The sequence below is a fragment of the Roseomonas aerilata DSM 19363 genome (genome assembly GCF_000711725.1).
Lineage (GTDB): Bacteria > Pseudomonadota > Alphaproteobacteria > Acetobacterales > Acetobacteraceae > Roseomonas > Roseomonas aerilata.
On record NZ_JONP01000004.1, the window covers coordinates 36,261 to 59,250 of the forward strand.

At 71.3% G+C, this 22,990-nt stretch carries 28 protein-coding genes and 1 tRNA gene; 2 read left to right on the plus strand and 27 right to left on the minus strand.

Features of this window, described 5'->3' with window-relative positions:
• Window positions 1–53 precede the first annotated feature (53 nt).
• The 17 genes from BO39_RS05925 to BO39_RS06000 form a co-directional block, all read right to left on the minus strand.
• Window positions 54–1,109, minus strand: a complete 1,056-nt coding sequence (locus tag BO39_RS05925; protein ID WP_052401644.1) for a toxic anion resistance protein — start codon at window positions 1,107–1,109, stop codon at window positions 54–56.
• Window positions 1,106–1,867, minus strand: coding sequence for a hypothetical protein (locus BO39_RS05930; protein WP_043831070.1), 762 nt, complete (start codon window positions 1,865–1,867; stop codon window positions 1,106–1,108). Before BO39_RS05930 ends, BO39_RS05925 begins: the two co-directional genes overlap by 4 nt.
• Complete coding sequence (locus tag BO39_RS32455; RefSeq protein WP_156963523.1) at window positions 1,864–2,010, minus strand: hypothetical protein; 147 nt, start codon at window positions 2,008–2,010, stop codon at window positions 1,864–1,866. The genes BO39_RS05930 and BO39_RS32455 overlap by 4 nt, the downstream gene beginning before the upstream one ends.
• Before the next feature lie 87 nt (window positions 2,011–2,097).
• Complete coding sequence (locus BO39_RS05935; RefSeq protein ID WP_084697888.1) at window positions 2,098–3,090, minus strand: ABC transporter permease subunit; 993 nt, start codon at window positions 3,088–3,090, stop codon at window positions 2,098–2,100.
• 3 nt (window positions 3,091–3,093) lie between these two features.
• Entirely contained in the window at window positions 3,094–3,981 is an 888-nt protein-coding gene (locus BO39_RS05940) for a branched-chain amino acid ABC transporter permease (protein WP_478212674.1), read from the minus strand.
• Window positions 3,982–4,029: 48 nt separating this feature from the next.
• Window positions 4,030–5,268 carry an ABC transporter substrate-binding protein gene (locus BO39_RS05945; protein ID WP_043831072.1) on the minus strand — a complete coding sequence of 413 codons (1,239 nt, stop codon included), beginning with the start codon at window positions 5,266–5,268 and terminating at the stop codon, window positions 4,030–4,032.
• A 33-nt stretch (window positions 5,269–5,301) separates the two neighbouring features.
• Entirely contained in the window at window positions 5,302–6,030 is a 729-nt protein-coding gene (locus BO39_RS05950) for an ABC transporter ATP-binding protein (RefSeq protein WP_043831074.1), read from the minus strand.
• Window positions 6,023–6,805, minus strand: a complete 783-nt coding sequence (locus tag BO39_RS05955) for an ABC transporter ATP-binding protein (protein ID WP_043831077.1) — start codon at window positions 6,803–6,805, stop codon at window positions 6,023–6,025. Before BO39_RS05955 ends, BO39_RS05950 begins: the two co-directional genes overlap by 8 nt.
• A 102-nt stretch (window positions 6,806–6,907) precedes the next feature.
• Complete coding sequence (locus tag BO39_RS29685) at window positions 6,908–7,822, minus strand: transglycosylase SLT domain-containing protein (RefSeq protein ID WP_052401645.1); 915 nt, start codon at window positions 7,820–7,822, stop codon at window positions 6,908–6,910.
• 167 nt (window positions 7,823–7,989) lie between these two features.
• A tRNA-Pro gene (locus BO39_RS05965) sits at window positions 7,990–8,066 on the minus strand.
• 75 nt (window positions 8,067–8,141) lie between these two features.
• Window positions 8,142–8,642, minus strand: a complete 501-nt coding sequence (locus BO39_RS05970) for a MerR family transcriptional regulator (RefSeq protein ID WP_084697889.1) — start codon at window positions 8,640–8,642, stop codon at window positions 8,142–8,144.
• Between the two features lie 11 nt (window positions 8,643–8,653).
• Window positions 8,654–8,962 carry an integration host factor subunit alpha gene (locus tag BO39_RS05975; protein WP_043831079.1) on the minus strand — a complete coding sequence of 103 codons (309 nt, stop codon included), beginning with the start codon at window positions 8,960–8,962 and terminating at the stop codon, window positions 8,654–8,656.
• Window positions 8,963–9,121: 159 nt separating this feature from the next.
• Window positions 9,122–10,066, minus strand: a complete 945-nt coding sequence (locus tag BO39_RS05980; RefSeq protein ID WP_043831081.1) for a beta-ketoacyl-ACP synthase III — start codon at window positions 10,064–10,066, stop codon at window positions 9,122–9,124.
• Window positions 10,066–11,100: a phosphate acyltransferase PlsX gene (gene plsX, locus BO39_RS05985; RefSeq protein WP_052401716.1), complete on the minus strand. Its 1,035-nt coding sequence runs from the start codon at window positions 11,098–11,100 to the stop codon at window positions 10,066–10,068. Before plsX ends, BO39_RS05980 begins: the two co-directional genes overlap by 1 nt.
• 200 nt (window positions 11,101–11,300) lie before the next feature.
• Window positions 11,301–11,504, minus strand: coding sequence for a 50S ribosomal protein L32 (gene rpmF / locus BO39_RS05990; RefSeq protein WP_043831083.1), 204 nt, complete (start codon window positions 11,502–11,504; stop codon window positions 11,301–11,303).
• A gap of 127 nt (window positions 11,505–11,631) precedes the next feature.
• Window positions 11,632–12,138 (minus strand): YceD family protein, encoded by a 507-nt coding sequence (locus BO39_RS05995; protein ID WP_052401717.1) that lies wholly within the window; start codon window positions 12,136–12,138, stop codon window positions 11,632–11,634.
• Window positions 12,135–12,671: a ubiquinol-cytochrome C chaperone family protein gene (locus tag BO39_RS06000; RefSeq protein WP_043831085.1), complete on the minus strand. Its 537-nt coding sequence runs from the start codon at window positions 12,669–12,671 to the stop codon at window positions 12,135–12,137. The genes BO39_RS05995 and BO39_RS06000 overlap by 4 nt, the downstream gene beginning before the upstream one ends.
• A 97-nt stretch (window positions 12,672–12,768) precedes the next feature.
• On the opposite strand from BO39_RS06000, the gene BO39_RS06005 reads away from it, so the two are divergent.
• Window positions 12,769–13,341, plus strand: a complete 573-nt coding sequence (locus BO39_RS06005; RefSeq protein ID WP_084697910.1) for an outer membrane protein assembly factor BamE — start codon at window positions 12,769–12,771, stop codon at window positions 13,339–13,341.
• A gap of 55 nt (window positions 13,342–13,396) precedes the next feature.
• Here the strand turns inward: BO39_RS06005 and BO39_RS06010 are convergent, their stop codons facing one another.
• The 10 genes from BO39_RS06010 to rpiB form a co-directional block, all read right to left on the minus strand.
• Window positions 13,397–14,590: an MFS transporter gene (locus tag BO39_RS06010; protein WP_043831087.1), complete on the minus strand. Its 1,194-nt coding sequence runs from the start codon at window positions 14,588–14,590 to the stop codon at window positions 13,397–13,399.
• A complete protein-coding gene (gene thiL, locus BO39_RS06015) occupies window positions 14,590–15,552 on the minus strand; it encodes a thiamine-phosphate kinase (RefSeq protein ID WP_084697890.1) in 963 nt (320 codons plus the stop codon). Before thiL ends, BO39_RS06010 begins: the two co-directional genes overlap by 1 nt.
• An 8-nt stretch (window positions 15,553–15,560) precedes the next feature.
• Window positions 15,561–16,085 carry a transcription antitermination factor NusB gene (gene nusB, locus BO39_RS06020; RefSeq protein WP_043831089.1) on the minus strand — a complete coding sequence of 175 codons (525 nt, stop codon included), beginning with the start codon at window positions 16,083–16,085 and terminating at the stop codon, window positions 15,561–15,563.
• Window positions 16,082–16,567, minus strand: a complete 486-nt coding sequence (gene ribH / locus BO39_RS06025) for a 6,7-dimethyl-8-ribityllumazine synthase (RefSeq protein ID WP_043831091.1) — start codon at window positions 16,565–16,567, stop codon at window positions 16,082–16,084. Before ribH ends, nusB begins: the two co-directional genes overlap by 4 nt.
• Window positions 16,564–17,682, minus strand: coding sequence for a 3,4-dihydroxy-2-butanone-4-phosphate synthase (gene ribB, locus BO39_RS06030; RefSeq protein ID WP_043831093.1), 1,119 nt, complete (start codon window positions 17,680–17,682; stop codon window positions 16,564–16,566). The genes ribH and ribB overlap by 4 nt, the downstream gene beginning before the upstream one ends.
• Window positions 17,679–18,290, minus strand: coding sequence for a riboflavin synthase (locus BO39_RS06035; protein ID WP_043831096.1), 612 nt, complete (start codon window positions 18,288–18,290; stop codon window positions 17,679–17,681). Before BO39_RS06035 ends, ribB begins: the two co-directional genes overlap by 4 nt.
• A 112-nt stretch (window positions 18,291–18,402) precedes the next feature.
• A complete protein-coding gene (gene ribD, locus BO39_RS06040) occupies window positions 18,403–19,512 on the minus strand; it encodes a bifunctional diaminohydroxyphosphoribosylaminopyrimidine deaminase/5-amino-6-(5-phosphoribosylamino)uracil reductase RibD (RefSeq protein WP_052401647.1) in 1,110 nt (369 codons plus the stop codon).
• Between the two features lie 21 nt (window positions 19,513–19,533).
• The gene (gene nrdR, locus BO39_RS06045) at window positions 19,534–19,986 is read right to left on the minus strand and encodes a transcriptional regulator NrdR (RefSeq protein WP_043831098.1); all 453 of its coding nucleotides are present in this window, start codon (window positions 19,984–19,986) and stop codon (window positions 19,534–19,536) included.
• 13 nt (window positions 19,987–19,999) lie between these two features.
• Window positions 20,000–21,304, minus strand: coding sequence for a serine hydroxymethyltransferase (gene glyA / locus BO39_RS06050; protein ID WP_043831100.1), 1,305 nt, complete (start codon window positions 21,302–21,304; stop codon window positions 20,000–20,002).
• The gene (gene rpiB / locus BO39_RS06055) at window positions 21,301–21,759 is read right to left on the minus strand and encodes a ribose 5-phosphate isomerase B (RefSeq protein ID WP_043831101.1); all 459 of its coding nucleotides are present in this window, start codon (window positions 21,757–21,759) and stop codon (window positions 21,301–21,303) included. The genes glyA and rpiB overlap by 4 nt, the downstream gene beginning before the upstream one ends.
• Before the next feature lie 135 nt (window positions 21,760–21,894).
• Here rpiB and hemB point away from each other — a divergent pair, with 135 nt between their 5' ends.
• Window positions 21,895–22,890 carry a porphobilinogen synthase gene (gene hemB, locus BO39_RS06060; protein ID WP_043831103.1) on the plus strand — a complete coding sequence of 332 codons (996 nt, stop codon included), beginning with the start codon at window positions 21,895–21,897 and terminating at the stop codon, window positions 22,888–22,890.
• The last annotated feature ends 100 nt before the right edge of the window (window positions 22,891–22,990 follow it).

The following is a 22,990-nucleotide window of genomic DNA, read 5'->3' on the forward strand; positions in this document are numbered from 1 at the left end:
AAGGCCGGGGGAGGCATCCCTCCCCCGGCCCGTCCATCCCGCGGAAGCGGCGCTCAGCCCCGCTTCGGTGGCGTCGCTCGCGCGGCGGTCAGCGCGCGTCGGATCTCCGCTTCCGCCTCGCCCAGCGCCTTCGTCGCGGCAATCCGACGCTCGCGGCCCTCCTGCGCGATGCGGAGCGAGTCCTCGATCGTCGAGACGAGGGCCACGTTCGCCTTCTGCACCGCGTCCAGGTCCACGACTCCTCGCTCGATCTCCGTCCGCACCTCGACATTGGCGCGGCGGAGCCCCTCGGCATTCGCGGTCAGCAGCTCGTTTGTCAGGTCGGTCGCGGCCTTCACCGCCGCCCCGGCCTCGCGCATCCGCTGCAACGCCAGTGCCTGGGCAAGCTGCGTGCGCCACAGCGGCACCGTATTGGCCAGCACCGAGTGGATGCGTCCAGCCAGCGCCTTGTCGTTCTCCTGGATCAGCCGGATCGAGGGCAGCGCCTGCATCGCCACCTGCCGCGTCAGCCGCAGGTCGTGCACGCGGCGGTCGAGGTCCTCCCGCGCCGCCCGCAGATCTCGCAGCCGCTGCGGCGCGATGGGATCGGCGGGATCCATCGCGGCCTTTTCCGCCGCTGGGATGGCCTCCTGATCCGTGCGCGCCAGCACGGCCTCGCCGGCCGCCACATGGTCGGCCAGGGCATGGAACCAGGTCAGCGTCGCCTCATAGAGGCGCTCAAGCCGCTCCACATCCTCCATCAGCCGGGTGCGATGGGTGTCGAGCTTGTCGCCGATCGCCTCCACCTGCCCGCGCACGCTCTCGTAGCGCTGCAGGATGGCCGTCGTCTCACTGCCGGCCCGGCCGATCAGCCGCGCGAGCAGGCCCGGCTTGGTGTCCAGCTTCGTGACGTCGAAGCCGCGCAGCGTGCCGAGCAGGCGGGAGAGCGAATCGCCGGCTTCACCGACCGCGTCGCTACGCGCGGCACCCAGCATGGCGTCCGCCGCCGCGGCCGCGCGCCCCTGCGCCTCCTGCCCGAAGCGGGTGATGCTGCCGGGGTCGTTGAGGTTGATCCGCGCCGCAAGTTCCTGGACGCCGGGCGCGGCGGGCTCCACCGAGTTGTCGCTCACGAGATGCCCTCCTGGTGCAGACGGTCCTGCAACACCTTCACCTGGATCGCCAGCGCCTCCGTCTCGGCACCGCGCAGGTCGGCGGCGGATTGCCGCGCCGCCCGCGTGAGGTCGTCCAGCAGCTTCGGAAGCGTCTCCGGCGGTGTCGCGCCCTGCTCCAGCCGCTCCCCGATCCGCTCCAGCCCGTCAAGGCCCACCACCAGCACGCGCCGCGCCTGCCCGGCCGCGTCGGGACGCTGGGCCAGCTCCTCCAACAGCCCGCCCAGCTCCTGCGCCGGCGGAAGCAGCCGCGGATCGCTTGCGCGCAGCTTGGCCAACCGCGCCCGCATGGGGTCCAGCGCGTCCGGCGGCGGGGCGGGCCTCGGCGGCGGTGGCGGCGCGACCTCGGTCACTCCGTCGAACAGCAGGCGCGCCCCGGCCCAGGCCATCAGCGCGAGCGCCACCGCGCCGATCGGCGCCGTATCGCCAGCAAAGCGCGCGGCGAGCCCGATTCCCACGGCCAGGATCACGCCCGCCCGGCGGGCATCGCCCCGCCGCGCCCGGGCGAGGCGGGACATCGCGAGCCCGACACCGGCCAGCCCCGCGATGCAGCCGCCGATAAGCCGCCCTTCCCCGCCGATCAGCGCGAGGAAGAAGGCGGGCACGAAGGGGATGGCGAAGAGGGCGATCGGAACGCCGCGCAGCCCCGTCCACCACCCGGGCAGCCGGTCATGCCCCCGATAGGGGCCGGCGGGCCTCTCGAAAGGGGGCAGGCTCAATCGAAAAGCTCCACCAGCACGTGGATGAAGGAGAGCAGCCCCGTGAAGCCGACGCCGGCCGCGAGGAGCGCGAAGCCGGCCAGGCGCCGCATCGGCGCCGGAAGGGTGGCGAGGGGGCCAGCAGGGCGTGGGGATGGGATCATGTCGGGCCGAAGATCGTCCCGCGATGCCCCTGCTTCAAGCGCCTCCCGCGCGCGCCGTTCCCGCCGCCTGCGGCCCATGGTGCCCCGCTAGAGCTTCACCCGCAGCCACTTCGCCAGCTCCCCCACGATCCCCGCCCGGAAGGCGAGGACGCAGGCGACGAAGATGATGCCCTGGCTGATGGTCACCCAGGCGCCGAAGGGGGCGAGGTAGGTCTCCATCGCCATGACCACGCCCGCGCCGACGACGGGCCCGAAGAGGGTGCCCAGGCCGCCCAGGAGGGTCATCAGCACCACCTCGCCCGACATCGGCCAGTTCACGTCGATGAGGGTGGCGATATGCACGGTCAGCGCCTTCGTCCCGCCCGCGACCCCCGCAAGCCCCGCCGAGAGCACGAAGGCGAGGAGCTTGTAGTCATCGACCCGGTAGCCGAGCGAGACGGCCCGCGGCTCGTTCTCCCGGATGGCTGTCAGCACCTGGCCAAAGGGGGAATGGATGACGCGGTGGATCAGCAGGAAGCCGATAAGGAAGACGCCGGCCACGAACCAGTACATCCGCATATCCGGGCCGAGATCGATCATCCCCAGCAGGGCGTGGCGCGGGATACCCTGGATCCCGTCCTCGCCGCGGGTGAAGGGCACCTGCACGCAGAAGAAGTAGACCATCTGCGCCAGCGCCAGGGTAATCATGGCGAAGTAGATGCCGGCGCGGCGGATCGCGATCCAGCCGAAGACCAGCCCCAGTCCGGCGCCGACCGCGCCGCCGATCAGCACGCAGAGTTCCGGCGAGAGCCCCCAGGACTGGGAGGCATAGGCCGAGACGTAGCTGCCCATCCCGAAATAGGCCGCGTGCCCGAAGGAGAGCAGCCCGACATAGCCGATCAGCAGGTTGAAGGCGCAGGCAAACAGGGCGAAGCAGAGCAGCTTCATCAGGAACTGCGGGTAGACGAAGAAGGGCAGCACCACGATCGCCGCCAGCATCACCACCAGCGCGATCCCCTGCGCCCGGGTGAAGCCGAAGAGCCCCGATCGCGGCGCGGTGGGCGGCAGGGCGTCGAGAGGGGCAGTGGTGGCGGAAGCCATGGCTCAGGCCCTTCCGAAAAGGCCGGCGGGACGTGCCAGCAGCACGATCGCCATGATGACGAAGATCACGGTGGCCGAGGCCTCGGGGTAGATCACCCGCGTCAGCCCCTCGACCAACCCGAGCGCGAAGCCGGTGATGACCGACCCGAGGATGGAGCCCATCCCGCCGATCACCACCACCGCGAAGACCGTGATGATGAAGTTCGACCCCATGGCGGGGTTCACCGAGTAGATCGGCGCCGCCAGCACGCCGGCCAGCGCCGCGAGGGCCACGCCGGCGGCATAGGTCAGCGTCACCATCCGCGGCACGTTCACGCCGAAGGCCTGCACCAGCGGCGCGTTCTCCGTCGCCGCCCGCAGATAGGCGCCCAGCCGCGTCTTCTCGATCACCAGCCAGGTGGCGATGCAGACGAAGAAGGCGGCCACCACGACCCAGAGGCGGTATTTCGGCAGCATCATGAAGCCGAGGTCCACCGGCGCCCCCGTCAGCGCCGCCGGCGGCGCATAGGGCAGGCCGGAGGAACCGAAGCTGTTGCGGAACACGCCCTCGATGATCAGAGCCAGCCCGAAGGTCAGCAGCAGCCCGTAGAGGTGGTCCATCTTGTAGAGCCGCGAGATCATCAGTCGCTCCAGCACCACGCCGAAGACGCCGACGATCAGCGGAGAGAGGATCAGCGCCCCCCAGTAGGGAATGCCCGCCCAGTTGAGCAGCATCCAGGCCACGAAGGCGCCCATCATGAACTGCGCCCCATGGGCGAAGTTGATGACGTTCAGCATGCCGAAGATCACGGCCAGGCCGAGGGAAAGCAGCGCATAGAAGGCGCCGTTCACCAGCCCGAGCACGATCTGGGGGGCGGCCATCTCAAGCTGGAAAAGAAAGTCCTCGAGCAAGGCGGGTCACCCGTTGCTGGCGGGGGGCCGAGGCCCCCCGCGCGGTGGTCAGGTACGAACGAGCGAGCAGCCGCCCTCGGACATCGGCCGGAAGGCCTCCTCAACCGGGACGGTGCGGACGAGCTTGTAGTAGTCCCAGGGCCCCTTGCTCTCGGCCGGCGTCTTGACCTCGAAGAGGTAGGAGGGATGGAGCTTGCGCCCGTCCTGGCGGATGGAGCCGGCACCGAAGGCGTCGTCCTCGGTCGGCATCGCCTTCATCCGCACCACCGTCTCGGCGCCGCTGGCCTTCGCCTTCTCCACGCCCATGTCGGCCACGGCCTTCAGGTAGTGCAGCGCGGCGCTGTAGCAGCCGGCCTGCCACATGGTCGGCATGGCGCCGCCCATGTCGCCCTTCACCTTGTTGGCCAGGCGCCGGGTGCGGTCGTTCAGGTCCCAGTAATAGGTCTCGGAGAGCGAGAGGCCCTGGGCGGTCTGCAGCCCAAGGCTGTGCACATCGCTCGCGATCATCAGCAGCACCGCCAGCTTCTGGCGCCGCGTCAGCCCGAACTCCGCCGCCTGCTTCACGCAGTTGATCGTGTCCACGCCCGCATTCGCCAGCCCCACCACCTTTGCGCGCGACTGCTGCGCCTGCAGGAGGAAGGAGGAGAAGTCGGTGGTGCCTGGGAAGGGGTGCTTCACGGAGCCGAGCACGCGCCCGCCCTGCTTGCCGATCAGCCCCGTCGTGTCGCGCTCCAGCGCGTGGCCGAAGGCGTAGTCCGCCGTGATGAAGAACCAGGTATCCCCGCCCGCCTTCACCATGGCACCGCCGGTCGAGTTCGCCAGCATCCAGGTGTCGTAGGTCCAGTGGATGGTGTTCGGGTTGCAGGCCGAGCCCGTGAGGTCCGCCGTCGCGCCCGTGGAGTTCAGCATGATGCTGTTCTTCTCCCGCACGACGCCGTGGACGGCGAGCGCGCAGGAGGAGGTGGCGACGTCGATGATGACGTTCACGCCGTCCCGGTCGATCCACTGCCGGGCGATGGTGGAGGCGAGGTCGGGCTTGTTCTGGTGGTCGCCCTGCAGCACCTCGACATTGATGCCGCGGCCGGTCACGCCGCTGTCCTGCACCGCCTGCCGCACACAGGTGACGGAACCCGGGCCGCAGCCGTCGCGATAGGTGCCGGACATGTCGGTCAGCACGCCGATCTTGACCGTGTTGTTCGCCTGGGCGCGGGCGCTGCGGAAGGGCATCGCGCCGAGGATAGGCAGGGCTGCGGCACCACCCAGGATGGCGCGGCGGTCGAGGGTCATTCTCTTCTGTCTCCCGGTCTCTGTTCTTGGTTTCTAGACGCCGAGATAGGCGTGCAGCCGGTCCAGGCTGCTCGCCATCTCGTGGTTCGCCACCGCGTCCACCACGCGCCCGTGCTCCATCACATAGTGACGGTCGGCGACGGTCTGGGCGAAGCGGAAGTTCTGCTCCACCAGCAGCACGGTGAAGCCGCGCTGCTTGATCTCGCGGATCATGGCGCCGATCTGCTGCACGATGACGGGGGCCAGACCCTCCGTGGGCTCGTCCAGCAGGAGCAGCGGCGCGCCGGTGCGGAGGATGCGGGCGATGGCCAGCATCTGCTGCTCGCCGCCCGAGAGCTTCGTGCCAGGGCTGTTCGCCCTCTCCTTCAGGTTCGGGAAGAGCTGGTGGATGGTCGGCACGTCCAGCCCGCCGTCGCGCACCTTGGGCGGCAGCATCAGGTTCTCGGTGACGTTGAGGCTCGCAAAGATCCCGCGCTCCTCCGGGCAGTAGCCGATGCCCGCGCGCCCGATCGCGTCCGGACTCATCCGGATGGTCTCGCGCCCCTCGAACATGACCGAGCCCGTGCGGCGGCCGGTCAGCCCCATGATGGCCCGCAGCGTGCTCGTCTTGCCCGCGCCGTTGCGGCCGAGCAGCGTGACGACCTCTCCGGGCCGGATGTCGATGGAGACGCCGTGCAGCACGTGGCTCTCGCCGTACCAGGCCTGCAGGTCGCGGATCGCCAGCAGCGTGTCGGTCTTGGTGGGCGGCAGCGCGTCAGGCATGGGCGGCCTCCGCGGCGCCGGAGATGCCGGGATCGGTGCCGAGATAGGCGGCGATCACCTCGGGGTTGCGCGAGACCTGCGCGTAAGGCCCCTCCGCCAGCACGCGCCCGCGCGTCAGCACGGTGATGGCGTCGCAGAGCCCCTCCACCACCTTCAGGTTGTGCTCCACCATCAGCACCGTCCGCCCCTGGGCGACGCGGCGCACCAGCGCCACGATCCGGTCCACGTCCTCATGCGTCATGCCGGCCGTCGGCTCGTCCAGCAGCATCAGCGTGGGGTCGAGTGCGAGGGTCGTCGCGATCTCCAGCGCCCGCTTGCGGCCATAGGGCAGCGTGCCCGCGGGGGCCTCGGCGTAGGTTGTCAGGCCCACATCGGCCAGCAGCTCGCGCGCGCGGTCGTCGTAGCGGCGCAGCACGGCGTCGCTCCGCCAGAAATCGAAGGAGCCGCCGCGCTGGCGCTGCAACGCCACCCGCACGTTCTCGAGAACGGTGAGATGCGGGAAGACCGCCGAGATCTGGAAGGAGCGCACGAGGCCGAGCCGCGCGACCTCCGCCGGCTTCATCCGCGTGATCTCCCGCCCGTCGTAACGGATGGTGCCGCGACTGGGCTGGAGAAACTTCGTCAGGAGATTGAAGCAGGTCGTCTTGCCGGCGCCGTTCGGGCCGATCAGCCCGTGGATGGTGCCGCGCCGGATGCGCAGGGAAACATCGGAGACCGCGACGAAACCGCGGAACTCCTTGGTCAGCCCTTCCGTCTCCAGGATGTAGTCCTGCACCCGGCCTTCCCCTCCTCGTTCGCCGTCTGTTGCGGCCTAGGAAAGCATGACCGCGCCAACGATTCGGCGCAAGCGCTTAGCGGAACGGCCCTGGCGGGCGGGTCAGCCCGGCGCTTCGCCGACCTCCTGGCGCGCCGTCCGGCCTGGAAGCCCGTTCGCCGCCATCGGCGCCTGCCTCGAACTGCGGCGCTGCGCGGAGGCCCGGCCCTGCTTAGCCGCCTGCCCCGCCCCCGGCGCACCCGCGCGGTCCTGGTCCATCCGGCGCACGGCGGCGGCGAATTCGGGCGTGTAGACGCTGTAGTCCATGTTCAGGCCCGGCACCGTGTTGGTGGCGCCGATCCCGCCCCGCAGCGCGCTGCCGAGCGCGCTCGTCTGCAAGGCCGGGCTGGGCAGCGAGCCGTAGCGCGCAGAGCCCGGCCAGATCTCCATCACCTTGCGCGCATAGGCGACGCCGATATCTCCGGTGCGGGAATGGTAGCCGGCTGCCGCCATCGGCCAGCTTCCCGTCGCGCGGCGCAGGTCCGTCAGGAAGCGCGCGGCATAGGCCGTGTTCGTCTGCGGGTCGAAGGCGCTGTCGAGCGAGGCGAAGGCCGCCGCGTGGTGCATGAGGTTGATCTGCGCGCAGCCGACATCGATCGAGCGGATGCCGCGCGCCTGGAAGCCCTGCACGGCGGTGATCGCCTGCTCCTTGCTCTCGTAGAAATAGCCGGTGCCGCCGACATTGATCGCCCAGGGCCAGGGCACCGCGCGGCCGGTCGCCGGGTCCACCCGCCCGCTCTCCACATAGGCGATGCTGCGCAGCAGGTGCTGCGGCAGGTTGTTGGCGCGCTCCGCGGCGGCGATGGCAGGCAGGCAGAGATCACCGTTCGAGGGCGGCGGACCGGCCGGCCGGTCCGCCCTGGCGAGAGCGGGCAGCAGCAGCAGCACGGTGGCGATAGCGGAGGCGGCGCGGATAGCGGGCCTGCCCTCGGCACGCGCCGCGCGAAGGTTCAGGGGGAAGCGAAGTCGATGAGGCAACGGTCGTCCCTTCGGCCAAGGCTGGCCCTGGTAACAGCCGGCGTCCTCAGGAGACCAATCAAGTTAGGGTGGGGCGCGCCCGCAAAGGGCAACGAGGGGCCGCAAAAACCGGCCCCGCAACGGATCCGGCCCCTGCCGGCACCGCGCTGGGAAGGGCGGTGAGATAGTGGTCGGAGCGGCGGGATTTGAACCCACGACCCCTTGTCCCCCAGACAAGTGCGCTACCAGGCTGCGCCACGCTCCGATGCGGCGGGGTCTAGCACCCGCCCGCCCGGCCCTCAACCCCGCCCGGACCGTTTCCTTGCGGCGCGGTCCGCGCTCAGCGGCCGCCCAGCGCCCGGAGGTCGCGCGCGATGGCCTCCAGCTCGTCGAGGCAGGCGCGCAACTCGCCGCCCTCCGGCACCTCCAGGCCCTCGGCGGCATAGCCGGCTTCCCCGGAGAGGTCCTCGGCGCCGGCCGCGGCCTCCACGCCCTCCAGCCCGCCCTCGCGCAGCAGGCGCTGGACACCCTTGATCGTATAGCCCTGGGTGTAGAGCAGGTCGCCGATGCGGCGGAGAAGGCTGATGTCCTCCGGCCGGTAGTAGCGGCGGCCGCCACCGCGCTTCAGCGGCTTCAGCTGCGGGAACTTCGTCTCCCAGAAGCGCAGGACGTGCTGCGGGATGTGCAGGTCCTCCGCCACCTCGCTGATGGTGCGGAAGGCGGTTGGCGACTTGCGCGCACGCGCCGGTGACTCCGCGCCGGACCCGTCGCCCATGCCGCCCTCGCTGACACCCCGCGGAGCGGCGGGGGTAATGCCGCCAAGCACGCTCATGCCGCTCATCGCACCTCTGCTCAATCCTCGCCCCGCGGCGGGGTTTCGCCGTTGATGCGAGCCTTCAGCACCTGGCTGGCGCGGAAGGATAGAACGCGGCGCGGGGTGATCGGCACCTCCACGCCCGTCTTCGGATTCCGTCCGATCCGCTGGGCCTTCTGCCGCACGGAGAAGGTGCCGAATGCCGAAAGCTTCACGGGCTCGCCCGATTCCAACGTCGCGGACAGCCGGTTGAGCACATCTTCCAGGAGCGCCGCACTCTCATTTCTTGAGAGTCCGACCTGCATGTAGATTGCCTCGGCCAACTGCGCGCGGGTGATGGTGTTCACGTGTCCATACCCCCTCTCGCCCCGTCTTGCCGGGCTGAGGGATTGGACCGCTGGGGCGGGGCCCCGTCAATCGAGGCGGAACAAAAGTGTGGACTCTCGCACGCAGTGTTGCCGAAATGCCGTGGTGAGTCGGAAGGCTGCCGAGGGTTGGCGCAGGCCTCAGAAGCGCGTCAGCGCAGCGCCCCAGGTGAGCCCGCCGCCAATCGCTTCCATCAGCACCAGGTCGCCCGGCCGGATCCGCCCGTCGCGCGTGGCCTCGGCCAGCGCGAGGGGAATCGAGGCGGCGGAGGTGTTCGCGTGGCGGTCCACCGTCACCACCACCCGCTCCGAGGGAAGGCCGAGCTTGCGGCCCATCGCGTCGATGATCCGCAGATTTGCCTGATGCGGCACCAGCCACTGCACGTCGGCCTTGCCGAGGCTGTTTGCGGCCAGGGCCTCGTCCACAGCGGAGGCAAGCTTCGAGACGGCGTGGCGGAAGACCTCCCGCCCGGCCATGCGGACCATCCCGCCCTCCACCTGCAGGATGTCGCCGTGCCGTCCGTCCGAGTGCAGGTGGGTGGAGAGGACGCCGCGATCGCCAGCATCCTCCGAAGCTCGCATCAGCACCGCCCCCGCCCCATCCCCGAACAGGACGCAGGTGCCGCGGTCGGTCCAGTCGAGGATTCGGGTGAAAGCCTCCGCCCCCACCACGAGGGCGCTGCGGCAGGCGCCGGTGCGCAGCATCGAGTCGGCCACGCCCACCGCGTAGATGAAGCCGGTGCAGGCCGCCGAGATATCGAAGGCGAAGCCCTGGTGGATGCCAAGCTTCTCCTGCACCCGCGCCGCGGTGGAGGGAAAGGCCGAATCGGGCGTGGCCGTCGCCAGGATGACCGCATCCACCTCGAAGGCATCGGCACCGGCCTGGGCGAGTGCCTCGCGGCAGGCGGCGGCACCCATGTCGGCCGTCGATTCGCCGGGCGCAGCAAGATGGCGGCGGCGAATGCCCGTGCGCTCGGTGATCCAGGCGTCGGAGGTGTCGAGGTTGAAGGCCGCGGCCAGCTCGTCATTCGTCAGGCTGCGCGCCGGCAGATAGCCGCCGGTGCCGACGATTACTGATCGGGTCATCAGCGCGCCACGGCCTGCGGGGCGGGGTCCAGCCCTTCGCCGCCGCCCGCCGCCCGCTGGCCGAGCAGCGCGACGCCGGTGCGGATGCGCTCGTTGAAGCCGTGCGTCACCATGTCCATCGCCACGTCCAGGGCGTGGGCGAAACCGAGCGCGTCGGTGCCGCCATGGCTCTTCACCACCACGCCGTTCAGTCCGATCAGCACGGCGCCGTTGTAGCGCCGCGGGTCCATCCATTCGCGCAGCCGGTCCAGCGCCGGACGGGCCAGCAGGTAGCCGAGCCGCGCGGGAATCGAGGAGTTAAAGACCTGGCGCAGCAGCGTGCCGACCAGCTTCAGTGCCCCCTCCCCCGTTTTAAGCGCCACGTTGCCCGTGAAGCCGTCCGTTACCACCACGTCCACCGTGCCCGCTGTGATGTCGTGCCCTTCCACGAAGCCGTGGAAGCCGGCGCCGATATGGCTCTCGCGCAGGATCTCCGCCGCCTGGCGGATGCGCTCGTCGCCCTTCAGCTCCTCCGAACCCACGTTCAACAGGCCGATGGTGGGCGCGGTCAGGCCGAGCACGGCGCGGGCGAAGGCATCGCCCATCACCGCGAACTCCACGAGGTTGCGCACCTCGTAGGTGATGTTCGCCCCGAGATCGAGCAAGACCACGTCGCCCCGCGCCGAGGGGCCGATGGCCGCCAGCGCCGGCCGGTCGATCTCGGGCATGGTACGGAGCACGATCTTGGCCAGCGCCATCAGCGCGCCGGTATTGCCGGCGGAGATAACACCCTCCGCCTCCCCCGCCGCCACGGCATCGATCGCCATGCGCATGGAGGCCCGCCGCAGGCGCAGCGCCGCGGTGGGCTTCATGTCGCCGGAAATCACGTCGGGCGCGTGCCGGACGGTGCAGATGGCCGCGGCCTTCGGACGGGTGGAAAGCCCCGCCCGCAGCCGCGCCTCATCGCCCACCAGCAGGAAGCGGACGGCGCGGTGCCGGTCCGCCGCCCGCTCGAGCCCATCGAGCACGACATCGGGCGCGTGGTCGCCCCCCATGGCATCGATGGCGAGCGAGTAGCGCTCCGCCTGGACACCGCTCGAGGAGGAGGCGCCGGACGCGACCGCCCCGGGGCCGGACGTGCCCCGAATGCGGGCGCCCGAAGCGGGTGCGCCGGCCGCGGGGGCCCCGGATGCAGCCACTTCCGGCGCTCCTTACGATCGCAGAGGGGAGGGCAAAGGCCGCTGCGCGCGCCGGATCAGGCGCGGACGGCGCCCTTCAGGGCCTTGCCGGCCGCAACGACCTCGCGGCCGTCGTAGAAGCCGCAGGAGACGCAGACGTTGTGCGGACGGCGCAGCTCACCGCAGTTCGGGCAGTCGGCATGCGCCTCCCGCGGGAGGGCCTCATGGCTGCGACGCATGCCGCGGCGGGAGGGCGACACTTTTCTCTTCGGAACGGCCATCGGTGCCGGGCCTTTCTATGATGCTACACGTCGCGCGAAGGGACGGGATTCTCGGGAGGCGCGCGCCATACCACCCGGCCCCCCCGGGAGCAAGTCCAAGGAAAGCCCAAGCAAGTCGGCCCGGCGGTCAGCCAGGCTTCGGGATGCTGCGTAAAGCACGAAGCGCGTCGAAGGGCGAGGGCTTTCGGTCCGCGGCCTCGGATGGCAGCTCTGCGCCGGGCGCCCGCGGATAGGGATCCAGCGAGAGCGAGAGGTCCTGCACGAGGGCCTCGCCGAGGTCGTAGGAGCCATCGGCCTCCACCTCGATCTCGTCGGGCCCGTCATCCAGCTCGTCGGAGGGTTCCTCGCCCGGCGGCAGCAGGCGCCAGTCGAGGGGCGCCTCCACCGTCTGCGGCACGGGCTCCAGCGTGACGACGCATTCCTGCACCACCGCGGCACGCAGCGTGCCCCGGCCGCGGATCGCGCCGCCCGGCGCGGGTTGGAGATCGATCTCGGCGGTCAGCGAATCCAGCCCGAGCAGCCCGAGCCGCCCGACCAGCGCCGCGCGCTCCTCCGGCGTCGCCTCCAGCCGCTCGTGACGGCCCTCGGGGCCGACGGCGGCGGCGCGGAGAGGGCGGAACATCTCGCGGGTCATGCCGGCACCCCCCACTCCACGCGACCCTGCACGAATCCCTCGAAGGGCTGCGCGGCCAGGGCGCCATCCAGTGCCGCGGCACGCGCCGCCAGCCGCCCGGCCGCCCCCTCGGGCGCGCCATCGGGCCAAACGTTCCGGCTCAGCGCCGCTTCCAGCGCGGGAAGATCGCTTGCGGCCAGCGCGCTCTCATAGGCCAGGGCCCGGCCGTGGAAGGCCTCCCACATGCGCCGCACGCGCTTGCCGATGGACATGTCGCCCACCCCCATCTCCCGGAGGTTGAGGTCCATGTCCGCGAACATCGCGTCGAACACCGCCTGGGCGAGCGCGGGGCCGCGCGGGTCGGGGTCGCGGTGCAGGCGGCGCACCAGGAGGGCGGCATGGAGCGCGACGAGGTCGAAGCGTCCTTCCAGGGTGTCGGGCACGGCGTCCTCCCCGAAGAGGGCCGGGTCGCGCGCGGCCTCGACGGCTGCCGTGTAGAGGGTGAAGCCGGCCCGCTCATGCGGGCGGCGCCGGAAGAGGCCGAACAGGGCCATGGGGTTTCTCGCGGTTCCATCCGTCGGCCCTCTCGGGCGCGCCGGCAAAGCCGCTCTGTTGACCGGGCGGCAGGGCGGTGGCAATCGAACCGGCGAGATGGCCCTCCCTCCCCGCCCCGTCAATCCGCCCTGCCCATTCCGCGCGACCCCGCCGCAGCGATCCGGGTCGGCTGGCTGGCGCACGGCGCTTGCCCTCTCCGCCGCGCTGGCCGCCGCGCCGCTCGCCGGCTGCGGCGTCTTCTCCGCGCCGGAGCAGCTTCGCGGCAACCGCGCGGACGCGGAGCTTCTGCAGCAGCTCACCCCCGGCGTTTCCAGCAAGGCGGACGTGACGGCCGTGCTCGGCTCGCCCAGCGCCACCTCCACCTTCGACGACCGCGAGTGGTACTACATCAGCGCGATGAGCCACACGCGCCCGGCCCGGGTGCCCGCGATCGAGAACCAGCGCGTCGTGGTCGTCCGCTTCAACGACCAGGGCATCGTCGAAGGTATCGTCCAGAAGGGCGAGGACCAGATGCGGAACGTCTCCGTGGTCGAGCGCACCACGCCGGTCCCGGGCAACGACCGCTCGCTGCTCCAGGCGCTCTTCGGCAATATCGGCCGCTTCGGGCCGACGACGACGCAGGAAACAGTCCCCGGCGCCAACGCCGGCTCCGGCGCGCCGCCGCGCTAGTCCTGCGGGCGCGGCCCGCAGGTCGTCCAGCGGCCCGCGCCAAGCCCCCTCCGCCTCAGGCTGCGAACCGCACCGGCCGCCGCATGATCCGGATCAGCGCCAGCCCAAGCGCCGGCAGGATGAGGATGTTCAGCAGGTTCCACCCGCTGGCGGCGTGAAGCAGGCCGGAGCCGAAGGCGGTGCAGGCCACGGTGCCGAAGACGATGAAGTCATTGGCCGTCTGCGCCCGCACGCGCTCGGCGGGGGTATGGGCCTCGGCCAGCAGGGTCGTCGCTCCCGTGAACATGAAGTTCCAGCCCACCCCGAGCGCCGCGAGCGCGAGGGTGAAGTGCATGAAGTCCTTCCCCAGCAGCGCCAGGCACACGCAGATCGCGTTCAGCACCACGCCCGCCACGATCACCGGGCGCGTGCCGAAGCGCGCGATCAGCCGCCCCGTGACAAAGCCCGGCGCGTACATCGAGATCGCGTGCGCCTGGATCACGGTGGCGCTGGCCGAGATGCCGAAGCCGCAGAGCATCATCTCGAGCGGCGTCGAGGTCATCAGCAGGTTCATCGTGCCGTAGGCCACCGCCCCCGTCAGCGCCGCCGTCAGGAACGCCGGCCGAGCGACGATCTCCATCACCGGCGTGGCGACCGTCGCCCGCGGCGGTGCCGGCGGCAGGGCGATCTGCGTCAGCAGCGCCATGCAGGCGAGCGGCATGAGCGCGAGGATGAGGTAGGTGCCGAGGAAGAGCGCGGGAGCGAAGAGGTCTCGCGTGTGCTTCACCAGCTCCGGCCCGAGAGCCGCCGCGATCACGCCGCCGGCCATGACGAGGGAGATCGCGCGCGGCCGGTAGTCCGGGGAGGCCACCTCGGCCGCCGCGAAGCGGTAGTGCTGGGCGATGCCGAAGCCCATGCCCGCCGGGATGGCGCCGAGGCAGTAGAGCGGGAAGCTCGCCTGCCAGACCCCGAAGGCGAAGACGAGGCTGCCGAGAAGGCTGCCCGCCGCCCCCAGGATGAAGCCGGGCCGCCGCCCGAGCCGGGCGAAGACCATGCCGGCGGGGATGGAGGCCGTCATGGTCGCCAGCATTTGCAGGGCCATGGGCAGGGTCGCGAGCGCCTTGTTCTCGGCCAGGCTGTAGCCGATCAGCGCGCCCATGGTGGCCTGGCCGACGACCGCGGAGTTCATCAGCGCCTGGCAGATGAAAAGGAGCCGGACGTTGCGGCGCATGGCCGTCTGGGCGGGAAGGTCCATGGTGGTCGCTGACATCAGAAGTGGCTCCATCCCCCCTGCGCGGGGGTAAGGGTCCCTCCGTCGCGGCCAAGCAGCGTGACCTCCGCCGCTCCGTCCGTGAAGCGTCCGATCCGCGTAACGGACGTGCCGGCGGCGCGGGACGCCTCGCGGACGCGCGCCGCATCCTCGGGGGCGGCAGCGAAAAGCAGCTCGTAGTCGTCACCCCCGGTGGCCAGGCGGGGGAGCCAGGAGGGATCCCCCTCCACCACCGCCGCGGCCGAGGGCGAGAGCGGCAGGGCCGCCAGCTCCAGCACGGCCCCGACCTTGCCAGCCCGGCAGAGATGCCCGAGGTCCTGCACCAGCCCGTCCGACACGTCCATCGCTGCCCGCGCCACACCGCGCAGCGCGGTGCCCAGGGCGAGGCGCGGTTCCGGCAGCCGGTAGCGGCGGGCGAGGTGCGGATCGGCCGGGAGCCGCCCCTGGAGCACCGCGAGGCCGAGAGCGCCGTCGCCGATCGTGCCGGAAACCCAGAGGTCATCCGCCGGCCGTGCCCCAGCCCGGCGCAGCGCCTCCCCGGGCGGAACGGTGCCGATAATGGTGAGCGACAGGCAGGCAGGCCCGGGAATGGAAACGGTATCCCCGCCGAGCACCTGAAGGCCGAAATCCCGCTGGTCCTGCGCCAGCCCGGCGGCAAACCCCTCCAGCCACTCGGCGGAGGTGCCGCGCGGCAGGGCCGTGGTCATGAGATAGGCGAGCGGCTCCGCCCCCATGGCCGCGAGATCGGAGAGGTTCACCCGCAGCAGCTTCCGACCGATCGTCTCCGGCGGGTCATCGGGCAGGTAGTGCACGCCCTCCACCATCGCGTCGGCCGCGAGAACGAGCTGCCGGCCGGGCGGAGGCGAGAGGAGGGCGGCGTCGTCCGACAGGTCCAGCGCCCCCTCCCCCGCGAGCGGCCGGAAGTGCCGCGCGATGAGCGCGAACTCGGGAGGAAGGGCCACGGGAGGCGTCAGGCGCGCGGCTGGAACTCGCCCCCGCGCATCTGACGGGCGAGCGCGTCGAGCACGCCATTGGCGAAGCGCGGCTCCTCGGCGTCGAAGAAGCCGTGGGCGATATCCATGTACTCGTTGATCACGACCTTGGCCGGCGTGTCGTTGGCGCCGGCCCAAAGCTCGGAGGCGGCCGCGCGGAGAAGGGCGCGCAGCACCGGGTCCAGCCGCTCCAGCGTCCAGTTGCCCGAGAGATGGGCGGAGATCGCGGCGTCGATCGTCTCGGAATCCTTGGCCGCGCCGCGGACGATGCGGCTGAACAGCGGCACGTCCGCCTGCGGCACGCGCCCGTCCTCGAAGCCGTCCTCGCTCCCGAGGGTGCCGATGCGGTGCCGCACGAACTGGTCGATCACCGTCTCCGCGCTTTCCCCGCCGGCCTCGGACTGGAACAGGGCCTGCACGGCGGCCACGCGAGCGCCGGTGCGGGGCCGGCCGGGGTTGGGGCGCGGGCGGCGGGGGGCAGTGGTCTTCGGGGCCTGGGTCATTCGGCCACCTCCGTGAACTTTCGGGCGAGGGCGATCTGGCCGATCACGGCATTCGCCGCCTCCACCCCCTTGTTGTGCCGATCCGGCGAGGAGCGGGCGATGGCCTGCTGGATGCTGTGCACCGTGAGCAGACCGAAGCCGATCGGCGCCCGCGTGGCGACGGAGATGTCCATCACGCCCCGGCAGGCCTCCCGGCAGATATGGTCGTAGTGGTCCGTCTCGCCCTTCACCACGCAGCCGAAGACGAGATAACCGTCATGCCCGCCCGCCTGGATCGCCATGGCGAGCGCCGCCGGAAGCTCGAAGGCCCCGGCCACGTCCACCACCTCGGCCTCGGCGCCGATGCCCGCGAGGACCGCCATCGCCCCGTCCACCATGCCGCCGACGACATCGGCGTAGTAGGGCGCCTGGATCACGAGCACGCGCGGCGGCGGCCCCGCCAGCTCGGGGGGGGCGCGGAGCGGGGCGTCGATGGTGCTCAAGGGGCGTCTCCGATCGGGCGGGTGTCGTGCAGGGTGATGCCGTAGCCCTCGAGGCCGACGATCGGGCGGGGGTGGTTGGAGAGAAGGATCATCTCGCGCACCCCGAGGTCGGCGAGGATCTGGGCGCCGATGCCGTAGTCGCGCAGCTCGGGCGAGACCTTCTCCCGCCCCGCGCGCACGCGCTCGGACAGCGCGGTCGGCTTCACGTCCCGGATGAGGACGACGACGCCCCTGCCCTCCCGCGCGATCTCGTCCATCGCGTGGTGCAGGTCCTTGGGACCGTGCCGGCCGGTGATGTCGGAGAGAAGGTTCACCGCGTGCATGCGCACCGGCACCGGGCCCGGGCGGGAGATATCGCCCTTCACCAGCGCCACGTGCTCCCCGTATTCGAGGTTGTTGGCGTAGATGACGATCCGCCAGGGCCCGCCCGGCGCATCCTCCAGCGTGCCCTCCTCGACCCGCCGGATCAGGCGCTCGGTGCGGCGGCGGTGGCCGATCAGGTCGGCGATGGTGCCGAGCTTCAGCCCGTGGTGCTGGGCAAAGGCGACGAGGTCCGGCATCCGGGCCATCGTGCCGTCCTCGTTCATGATCTCGCAGATCACGCCGGCGGGGTTGAGGCCGGCGAGCCGCGCGAAATCCACCGCGGCCTCGGTATGGCCGGCGCGGACCAGCACGCCGCCTTCCCGCGCGACGAGCGGGAAAACGTGGCCGGGGGTGACGATGTGCTCGCGGTTCAGCTCGGGGTTGATCGCCACCGCCACCGTGCGCGCCCGGTCGGCCGCCGAGATGCCCGTGGTCACGCCGTCCCGCGCCTCGATGGAGACGGTGAAGTTCGTCTGGTGGCGCGTGCCGTTGCTCTGCGCCATCAGCGGCAAGCCGAGCTGCTCCACCCGCTGGCGGGTCATCGCGAGGCAGATCAGGCCGCGGGCGAAGCGGGCCATGAAGTTGATGGCGTCGGGCGTCGCGAACTGGGCGGGGATCACGAGGTCGCCCTCGTTCTCCCGGTCCTCGTCATCCACCAGGATGAACATGCGGCCGCGCCGCGCCTCCTCCAGCAGCTCCTCGGAGGGGGAGATGAAGTCGGCGAAGCTGGTGGTGGTGGTCCGGACGGTCATGCGGGCGCGCCCTCGAATTGCCTGAGCCGGGCGACGTAGCGCGCCAGCATGTCGATCTCGATGTTCACGCGCCCGCCCGGCCGCAGCGCGCCCAGCGCCGTGACCTCGGTGGTGTGGGGGATGAGGTTCACCCCGAAGGTGTCGCCCTCGGCCGAGTTCACGGTCAGCGACACGCCGTCCACGGTGATGCTGCCCTTCTCCGCGACGAAGCGCGCCAGGCCGGGCGGCAGGCGGAAGAGCCAGCGGTGGGAGCCGTTCTCCGGCGTGACCGAGAGGATATCGGCAACGCCATCCACATGGCCGGAGACGACGTGCCCGCCCATCTCGTCGCCCATGCGGAGGGAGCGCTCGAGGTTGATCCGCGTGCCCTCCGCCCAGGCGCCGAGCGTCGTGCGGGAAAGGCTCTCGGCGGAGATCTCCACCTCGAAAACGTCCTCGGCCAGCGTCACGACGGTCAGGCAGCAGCCGGAGCAGCAGATGGAGGCGCCGATGGCCACCCCCTCCAGCCAGCCCGGGGGCGTGGCGATGGCGACGCGCATGTCCTGGCCCGCCCCGATCGGGGTCAGGCGTCGGATCGTGCCGATGGCGGTGACGATGCCGGTGAACACGGGAGCGGTTCCGTCCTATCGGGAGGGGGCCTGGGGCCCGCCAGGGAGGGCTCTGGTCGGGACCAGGGGATGGCGTGGGGGGCGCCCGATGGCAAGGGGCAAGCGGCGCGGGTCAGTCCGGCGCGGGCGTCGCTGGAATAACGTCGGCCTCGACCAGCCAGCAGTCACCGGCAGGGCGACGGGCCGTCACGGACAGGCGCGGCATCTGCGCAAGGCGCTCCACGCCGAGGGAATCGAGCCCTGACCAGCCATCCCCGCCCATCAGCGCGGGCGCCGTGAACCAGGCCAGGCGGTCCACCAGCCCGGCCCGCAGCAGGGAGGCGCCGAGCCGGGCGCCGCCCTCCACCATCAGCCGGGTGATGCCCTTGGCGGCCAGGGCGCGCAGCAGGGCGGCCGGGTCCAGCCCGCCGCCGGGCGCGGGGGGCACGTCGATCAACTCGGCGCCCCGCTGCTCCAGCGCGGCCATGGCGGCGCGGTCGCCGCCGGGCGCGGTCGCGATCCAGGCGGGGGCCTCGCTGTTGAACAGCCGGGCGGCGAGCGGGGTGCGCAGGCGTGCATCGGCTACCACGCGCACGGTGGGCAGGGCGGCGTAGCCCGGCAGGCGGCAGGTCAGCTCGGGGTCGTCGGCCAGCACGGTGCCGCTACCGGCCATGACGGCGTCGTGCGCGCCGCGCAGGCCATGGGCCAGCCGCCGCGCCTCCGGCCCCGTGATCCACTGGCTCTCGCCCAAGCGGGTCGCGATGCGGCCGTCCAGCGTGGTGGCGAGCTTGAGCGTCACCATTGGCAGGCCCTGGGAGAGACGCTTGACGAAGCCCGCGTTCACGCGCCGGGCCTCTCCCTCAAGGAGTCCGACCTCGACCTCGATGCCGGCGTCCCGCAGCCGCTGCAGCCCCACCCCGTCCACCCGCGGGTCGGGATCGCGCAGCGCCACCACCACGCGGGCGATGCCGGAGGCGATCAGCGCATCCGTGCAGGGCGGCGTGCGGCCCCAATGGCAGCAGGGCTCCAGCGTGACATAGGCGGTGGCGCCCCGCGTCTGCCCGGCCGCGGCGCGGATGGCCTCGGTTTCGGCGTGGGGGCGACCGCCCGGCCGGGTATGGCCGCGCCCCACGACCCGCCCATCCCGGACGATGACGCAGCCGACGGAGGGATTGGGCCAGGTGCTCCCCAGGCCGCGCGCCGCCAGCGCGAGGGCCGCACGCATATGCTGCTCATCAGACACGGGCCGGATTTGCGCGCGCGATCAGGAGTTGTCCAGGGAGCCGAGGAAGGCGTGGAAGTCCTTCGCGTCCCGGAAATTCTCGTAGACGCTGGCAAACCGCACATAGGCGACGGGATCGAGCTCCCGCAGGACCTCCATCACGCGCTGCCCGATGGCCTTGGAGGTCAGTTCCTCCGCCCCCTCCGACTCCAGGCGGCGCTGGATGCCGGTGACGATGCGCTCCACCTGGTCCTCGTTCACCGGGCGCTTGCGGAGCGCGACGCGGATGGAACGGGCGAGCTTCTCCCGGTCGAAGGCCACTCGGCGGCCGTCGGTCTTGAGGACCGTGAGTTCCCGCAGTTGCACCCGCTCGAAGGTGGTGAAGCGGGCGCCGCAGGCGTTGCAGGAGCGGCGCCGGCGGATGCTGGCGCCGTCCTCGGCCGGACGGCTGTCCTTCACCTGCGTGTCCTCGGACTGGCAGAAAGGGCAGCGCATCCGGCGGGCGGCCTCAGCCGCGGTAGATGGGGAAGCGGGCGCAAAGGGCGTGCACCGCCTCGCCCGCGGCCGCCTCGACCGCGGCATTGCCATCGGGCGAGTTGGCGCGGGAGAGGCCGTCCAGCACATCCCCAATCAGACGCCCCACTTCGCGGAACTCCGCCTCCCCGAAGCCGCGGGAAGTGGCGGCGGGGGAGCCCAGCCGCACGCCCGAGGTGACGAAGGGCTTGGCGGGGTCGAAGGGGATGGCGTTCTTATTCACCGTCAGGTGGGCACGGCCCAGCGCGGCCTCGGCGGCCTTGCCCGTCAGGTTCTTCGGGCGAAGATCCACCAGCACGAGGTGGTTGTCCGTCCCGCCCGTGACGAGGCCGAAGCCCCCCTCGCGCAGCGTGTCCGCCAGCGCCCTGGCGTTGTCGACCACCGCGCGGGCGTAGCTGCGGAACTCGGGCCGAAGCGCCTCGGCCAGGGCAACGGCCTTGGCGGCGATCACGTGCATCAGCGGCCCGCCCTGGGTGCCCGGGAAGACCGCGGAGTTGAGCTTCTTGGCCAGCGCCTCGTCATCCGAGAGGATGAGGCCGCCGCGGGGGCCGCGGAGCGTCTTGTGGGTGGTGGTGGTCACCACATGCGCGTGGGGGAAGGGCGAGGGATGCGCGCCGCCCGCCACGAGGCCCGCGAAATGCGCCATGTCCACCATGAAGATGGCGCCGACCTCGTCCGCGATCTCGCGGAACTTCGCGAAGTCCCAGGTGCGGGCATAGGCGGAGCCGCCGGCCAGGATCAGCTTGGGGCGGCTCTCCCGCGCGATGCGGGCGACCTCCTCCATGTCGATCACCTGGTCCTCCTGCCGCACCGTATAGGGCGCGACCTTGAACCACTTGCCGGAGAGATTGACCGGCGAGCCGTGCGAGAGGTGCCCGCCCGCCGCGAGGTCCAGGCCCATGAAGGTGTCGCCGGGTTGGAGCAGGGCGAAGAACACCGCCGCATTGGCCGAGGCGCCCGAATGGGGCTGCACATTGGCGTAGCCACAGCCGAAGAGCTTCTTCGCGCGCTCGATCGCCAGCGTCTCCGCCACGTCCACGACCTCGCAGCCGCCGTAGTAGCGCTTGCCGGGCAGGCCTTCCGCGTACTTGTTCGTCAGGACCGAGCCCTGCGCCTCCAGCACGGCGCGGGAGACGATGTTCTCCGAGGCGATCAGCTCGATCCCGTCCTGCTGGCGCACCAGCTCGCGCGCGAGGACGTCGGCGATCTCGGGGTCGATCTCCGAGAGGGGGGCGTTGAAGAAGCGGTCGGTGCTGGCGGCGGGCGAGAGGTCGTTCATGGGGTACGGGTCCAGTCCGGCGAGAGCTTCAGGACCCGGCGGTCGTGGCGGCCGCCGGCATAGGGGGTGGCGAGGAAGGCGCGCAGCGCCTCGAGCGCGGGTTCGACCCCGACCATGCGGGCGCCGAAGGCGATGACATTGGCATCGTTGTGCTCCCGCGAAAGGCGGGCACCCGTCGCATCGTGCACGAGGGCGCAACGGATGCCCGGCAGGCGATTGGCGGCGATCGAGATGCCGATGCCGGTGCCGCAGACGAGGACGCCATAGCGCGCCCGACCCGCCTGCACGGCCTCGGCCACCGCCGCACCAAAGTCGGGGTAGTCCACGCTCTCGGTGCCCTGGGTGCCCATGTCGAGCACGGAGTGGCCTGCTTCCTCCAGCGCCTGGCGGAGGGTGGATTTCATGGCGACGCCGGCATGGTCGGCGCCGACCGCGATGGTGAGCGGGGCTGACATGGCCGCGCTCTACCATGGCTTGCGTCGCGGGTGGAACGGGAACGCCAGACCTGGGGGGCAGGTCCGCCATGCAGCGGTGCGGGCCCGGCACCACCTATCTTGGCGGTGGCGCCCTCCGGCGCGAAAAGGTCCCGTATGACCCACGCCCCCTTCCCTATCGCCCGCCCGCGCCGCAACCGGCTGGACGATCCGACCCGGCGCCTGGTGGCCCAGAACCGCCTCTCGGTGGATGACCTGATCTGGCCGATCTTCGTCGTGGAGGGAGAGGGGCAGTACCAGCCGGTGGCCTCCATGCCCGGGGTGTTCCGCGTCTCGCTCGACCGCCTCTCGGACCATGTGGGCCCCGCCGCGGCGCTCGGGATCCCCGCCATCGCCCTCTTCCCCGCCACGCCCGCCGAGAAGAAGGACGCCGAGGGAACGGAGGCAAAGAACCCGGACAACCTCATGTGCCGGGCCGCGCGGCAGCTCACGCGGGACTTCCCGGGCGTGGTGCTGGTGGGGGACGTGGCGCTCGACCCTTATACCGACCACGGGCATGACGGCGTGATCCGTGACGGCTACGTCCACAACGACGAGTCGATCGAGGTGCTGGTCGCCCAGGCCGTGGTCCAGGCGGAGGCTGGGATCGGCATTATTGCCCCCTCCGACATGATGGACGGACGGGTCGGTGCCATCCGCTCGGCCCTCGACGCCCGCGGGCTGATCCACACGCGGATCATGGCCTACTCGGCGAAATACGCCTCCGCCTTCTACGGCCCCTTCCGCGACGCAGTGGGCTCGGGCAGTTCGCTGAAGGGCGACAAAAAGACCTACCAGATGGACCCCGCAAATTCCGACGAGGCGATCCGCGAGGTGGCCGCCGACCTCGCGGAGGGCGCGGACATGGTGATGGTGAAGCCCGGCATGCCCTATCTCGACATCGTCCGGAGGGTGAAGGAGAGGTTCTCGGTGCCGACCTTCGCCTATCAGGTCAGCGGCGAGTACGCGATGATCGCCGCCGCCGCCGGGAACGGTTGGATCGACCGTGAACGCGCGATGATGGAGAGCCTGATGTCCTTCCGCCGCGCCGGGGCGGACGGGGTGCTCACCTATTTCGCGGTGGACGCGGCGAAGCGCCTGCGGGCGGGGTAGGCCCTTTCTGTGCGCATTGGTCGGAAAGCACCCCAAAAAGATAGAAAAATATGATGGTGAAGGGTCTGGGGAGAGGAAGAAGTCCTTCTTCCTCGCCCTG

Bases quoted from the DNA above. Each gene is read 5' to 3' on its own strand.
- BO39_RS32455 (WP_156963523.1), bottom strand. From the start codon at position 2,010: ATGATCCCATCCCCACGCCCTGCTGGCCCCCTCGCCACCCTTCCGGCG.
- BO39_RS05935 (WP_084697888.1), bottom strand. From the start codon at position 3,090: ATGGCTTCCGCCACCACTGCCCCTCTCGACGCCCTGCCGCCCACCGCG.
- BO39_RS05945 (WP_043831072.1), bottom strand. From the start codon at position 5,268: ATGACCCTCGACCGCCGCGCCATCCTGGGTGGTGCCGCAGCCCTGCCT.
- BO39_RS05950 (WP_043831074.1), bottom strand. From the start codon at position 6,030: ATGCCTGACGCGCTGCCGCCCACCAAGACCGACACGCTGCTGGCGATC.
- BO39_RS05970 (WP_084697889.1), bottom strand. From the start codon at position 8,642: ATGAGCGGCATGAGCGTGCTTGGCGGCATTACCCCCGCCGCTCCGCGG.
- BO39_RS05980 (WP_043831081.1), bottom strand. From the start codon at position 10,066: ATGACCCGATCAGTAATCGTCGGCACCGGCGGCTATCTGCCGGCGCGC.
- plsX (WP_052401716.1), bottom strand. From the start codon at position 11,100: ATGGGGGGCGACCACGCGCCCGATGTCGTGCTCGATGGGCTCGAGCGG.
- rpmF (WP_043831083.1), bottom strand. From the start codon at position 11,504: ATGGCCGTTCCGAAGAGAAAAGTGTCGCCCTCCCGCCGCGGCATGCGT.
- BO39_RS05995 (WP_052401717.1), bottom strand. From the start codon at position 12,138: ATGACCCGCGAGATGTTCCGCCCTCTCCGCGCCGCCGCCGTCGGCCCC.
- BO39_RS06000 (WP_043831085.1), bottom strand. From the start codon at position 12,671: ATGGCCCTGTTCGGCCTCTTCCGGCGCCGCCCGCATGAGCGGGCCGGC.
- BO39_RS06005 (WP_084697910.1), top strand. From the start codon at position 12,769: ATGGCCCTCCCTCCCCGCCCCGTCAATCCGCCCTGCCCATTCCGCGCG.
- BO39_RS06010 (WP_043831087.1), bottom strand. From the start codon at position 14,590: ATGTCAGCGACCACCATGGACCTTCCCGCCCAGACGGCCATGCGCCGC.
- nusB (WP_043831089.1), bottom strand. From the start codon at position 16,085: ATGACCCAGGCCCCGAAGACCACTGCCCCCCGCCGCCCGCGCCCCAAC.
- ribB (WP_043831093.1), bottom strand. From the start codon at position 17,682: ATGACCGTCCGGACCACCACCACCAGCTTCGCCGACTTCATCTCCCCC.
- nrdR (WP_043831098.1), bottom strand. From the start codon at position 19,986: ATGCGCTGCCCTTTCTGCCAGTCCGAGGACACGCAGGTGAAGGACAGC.
- glyA (WP_043831100.1), bottom strand. From the start codon at position 21,304: ATGAACGACCTCTCGCCCGCCGCCAGCACCGACCGCTTCTTCAACGCC.
- rpiB (WP_043831101.1), bottom strand. From the start codon at position 21,759: ATGTCAGCCCCGCTCACCATCGCGGTCGGCGCCGACCATGCCGGCGTC.
- hemB (WP_043831103.1), top strand. From the start codon at position 21,895: ATGACCCACGCCCCCTTCCCTATCGCCCGCCCGCGCCGCAACCGGCTG.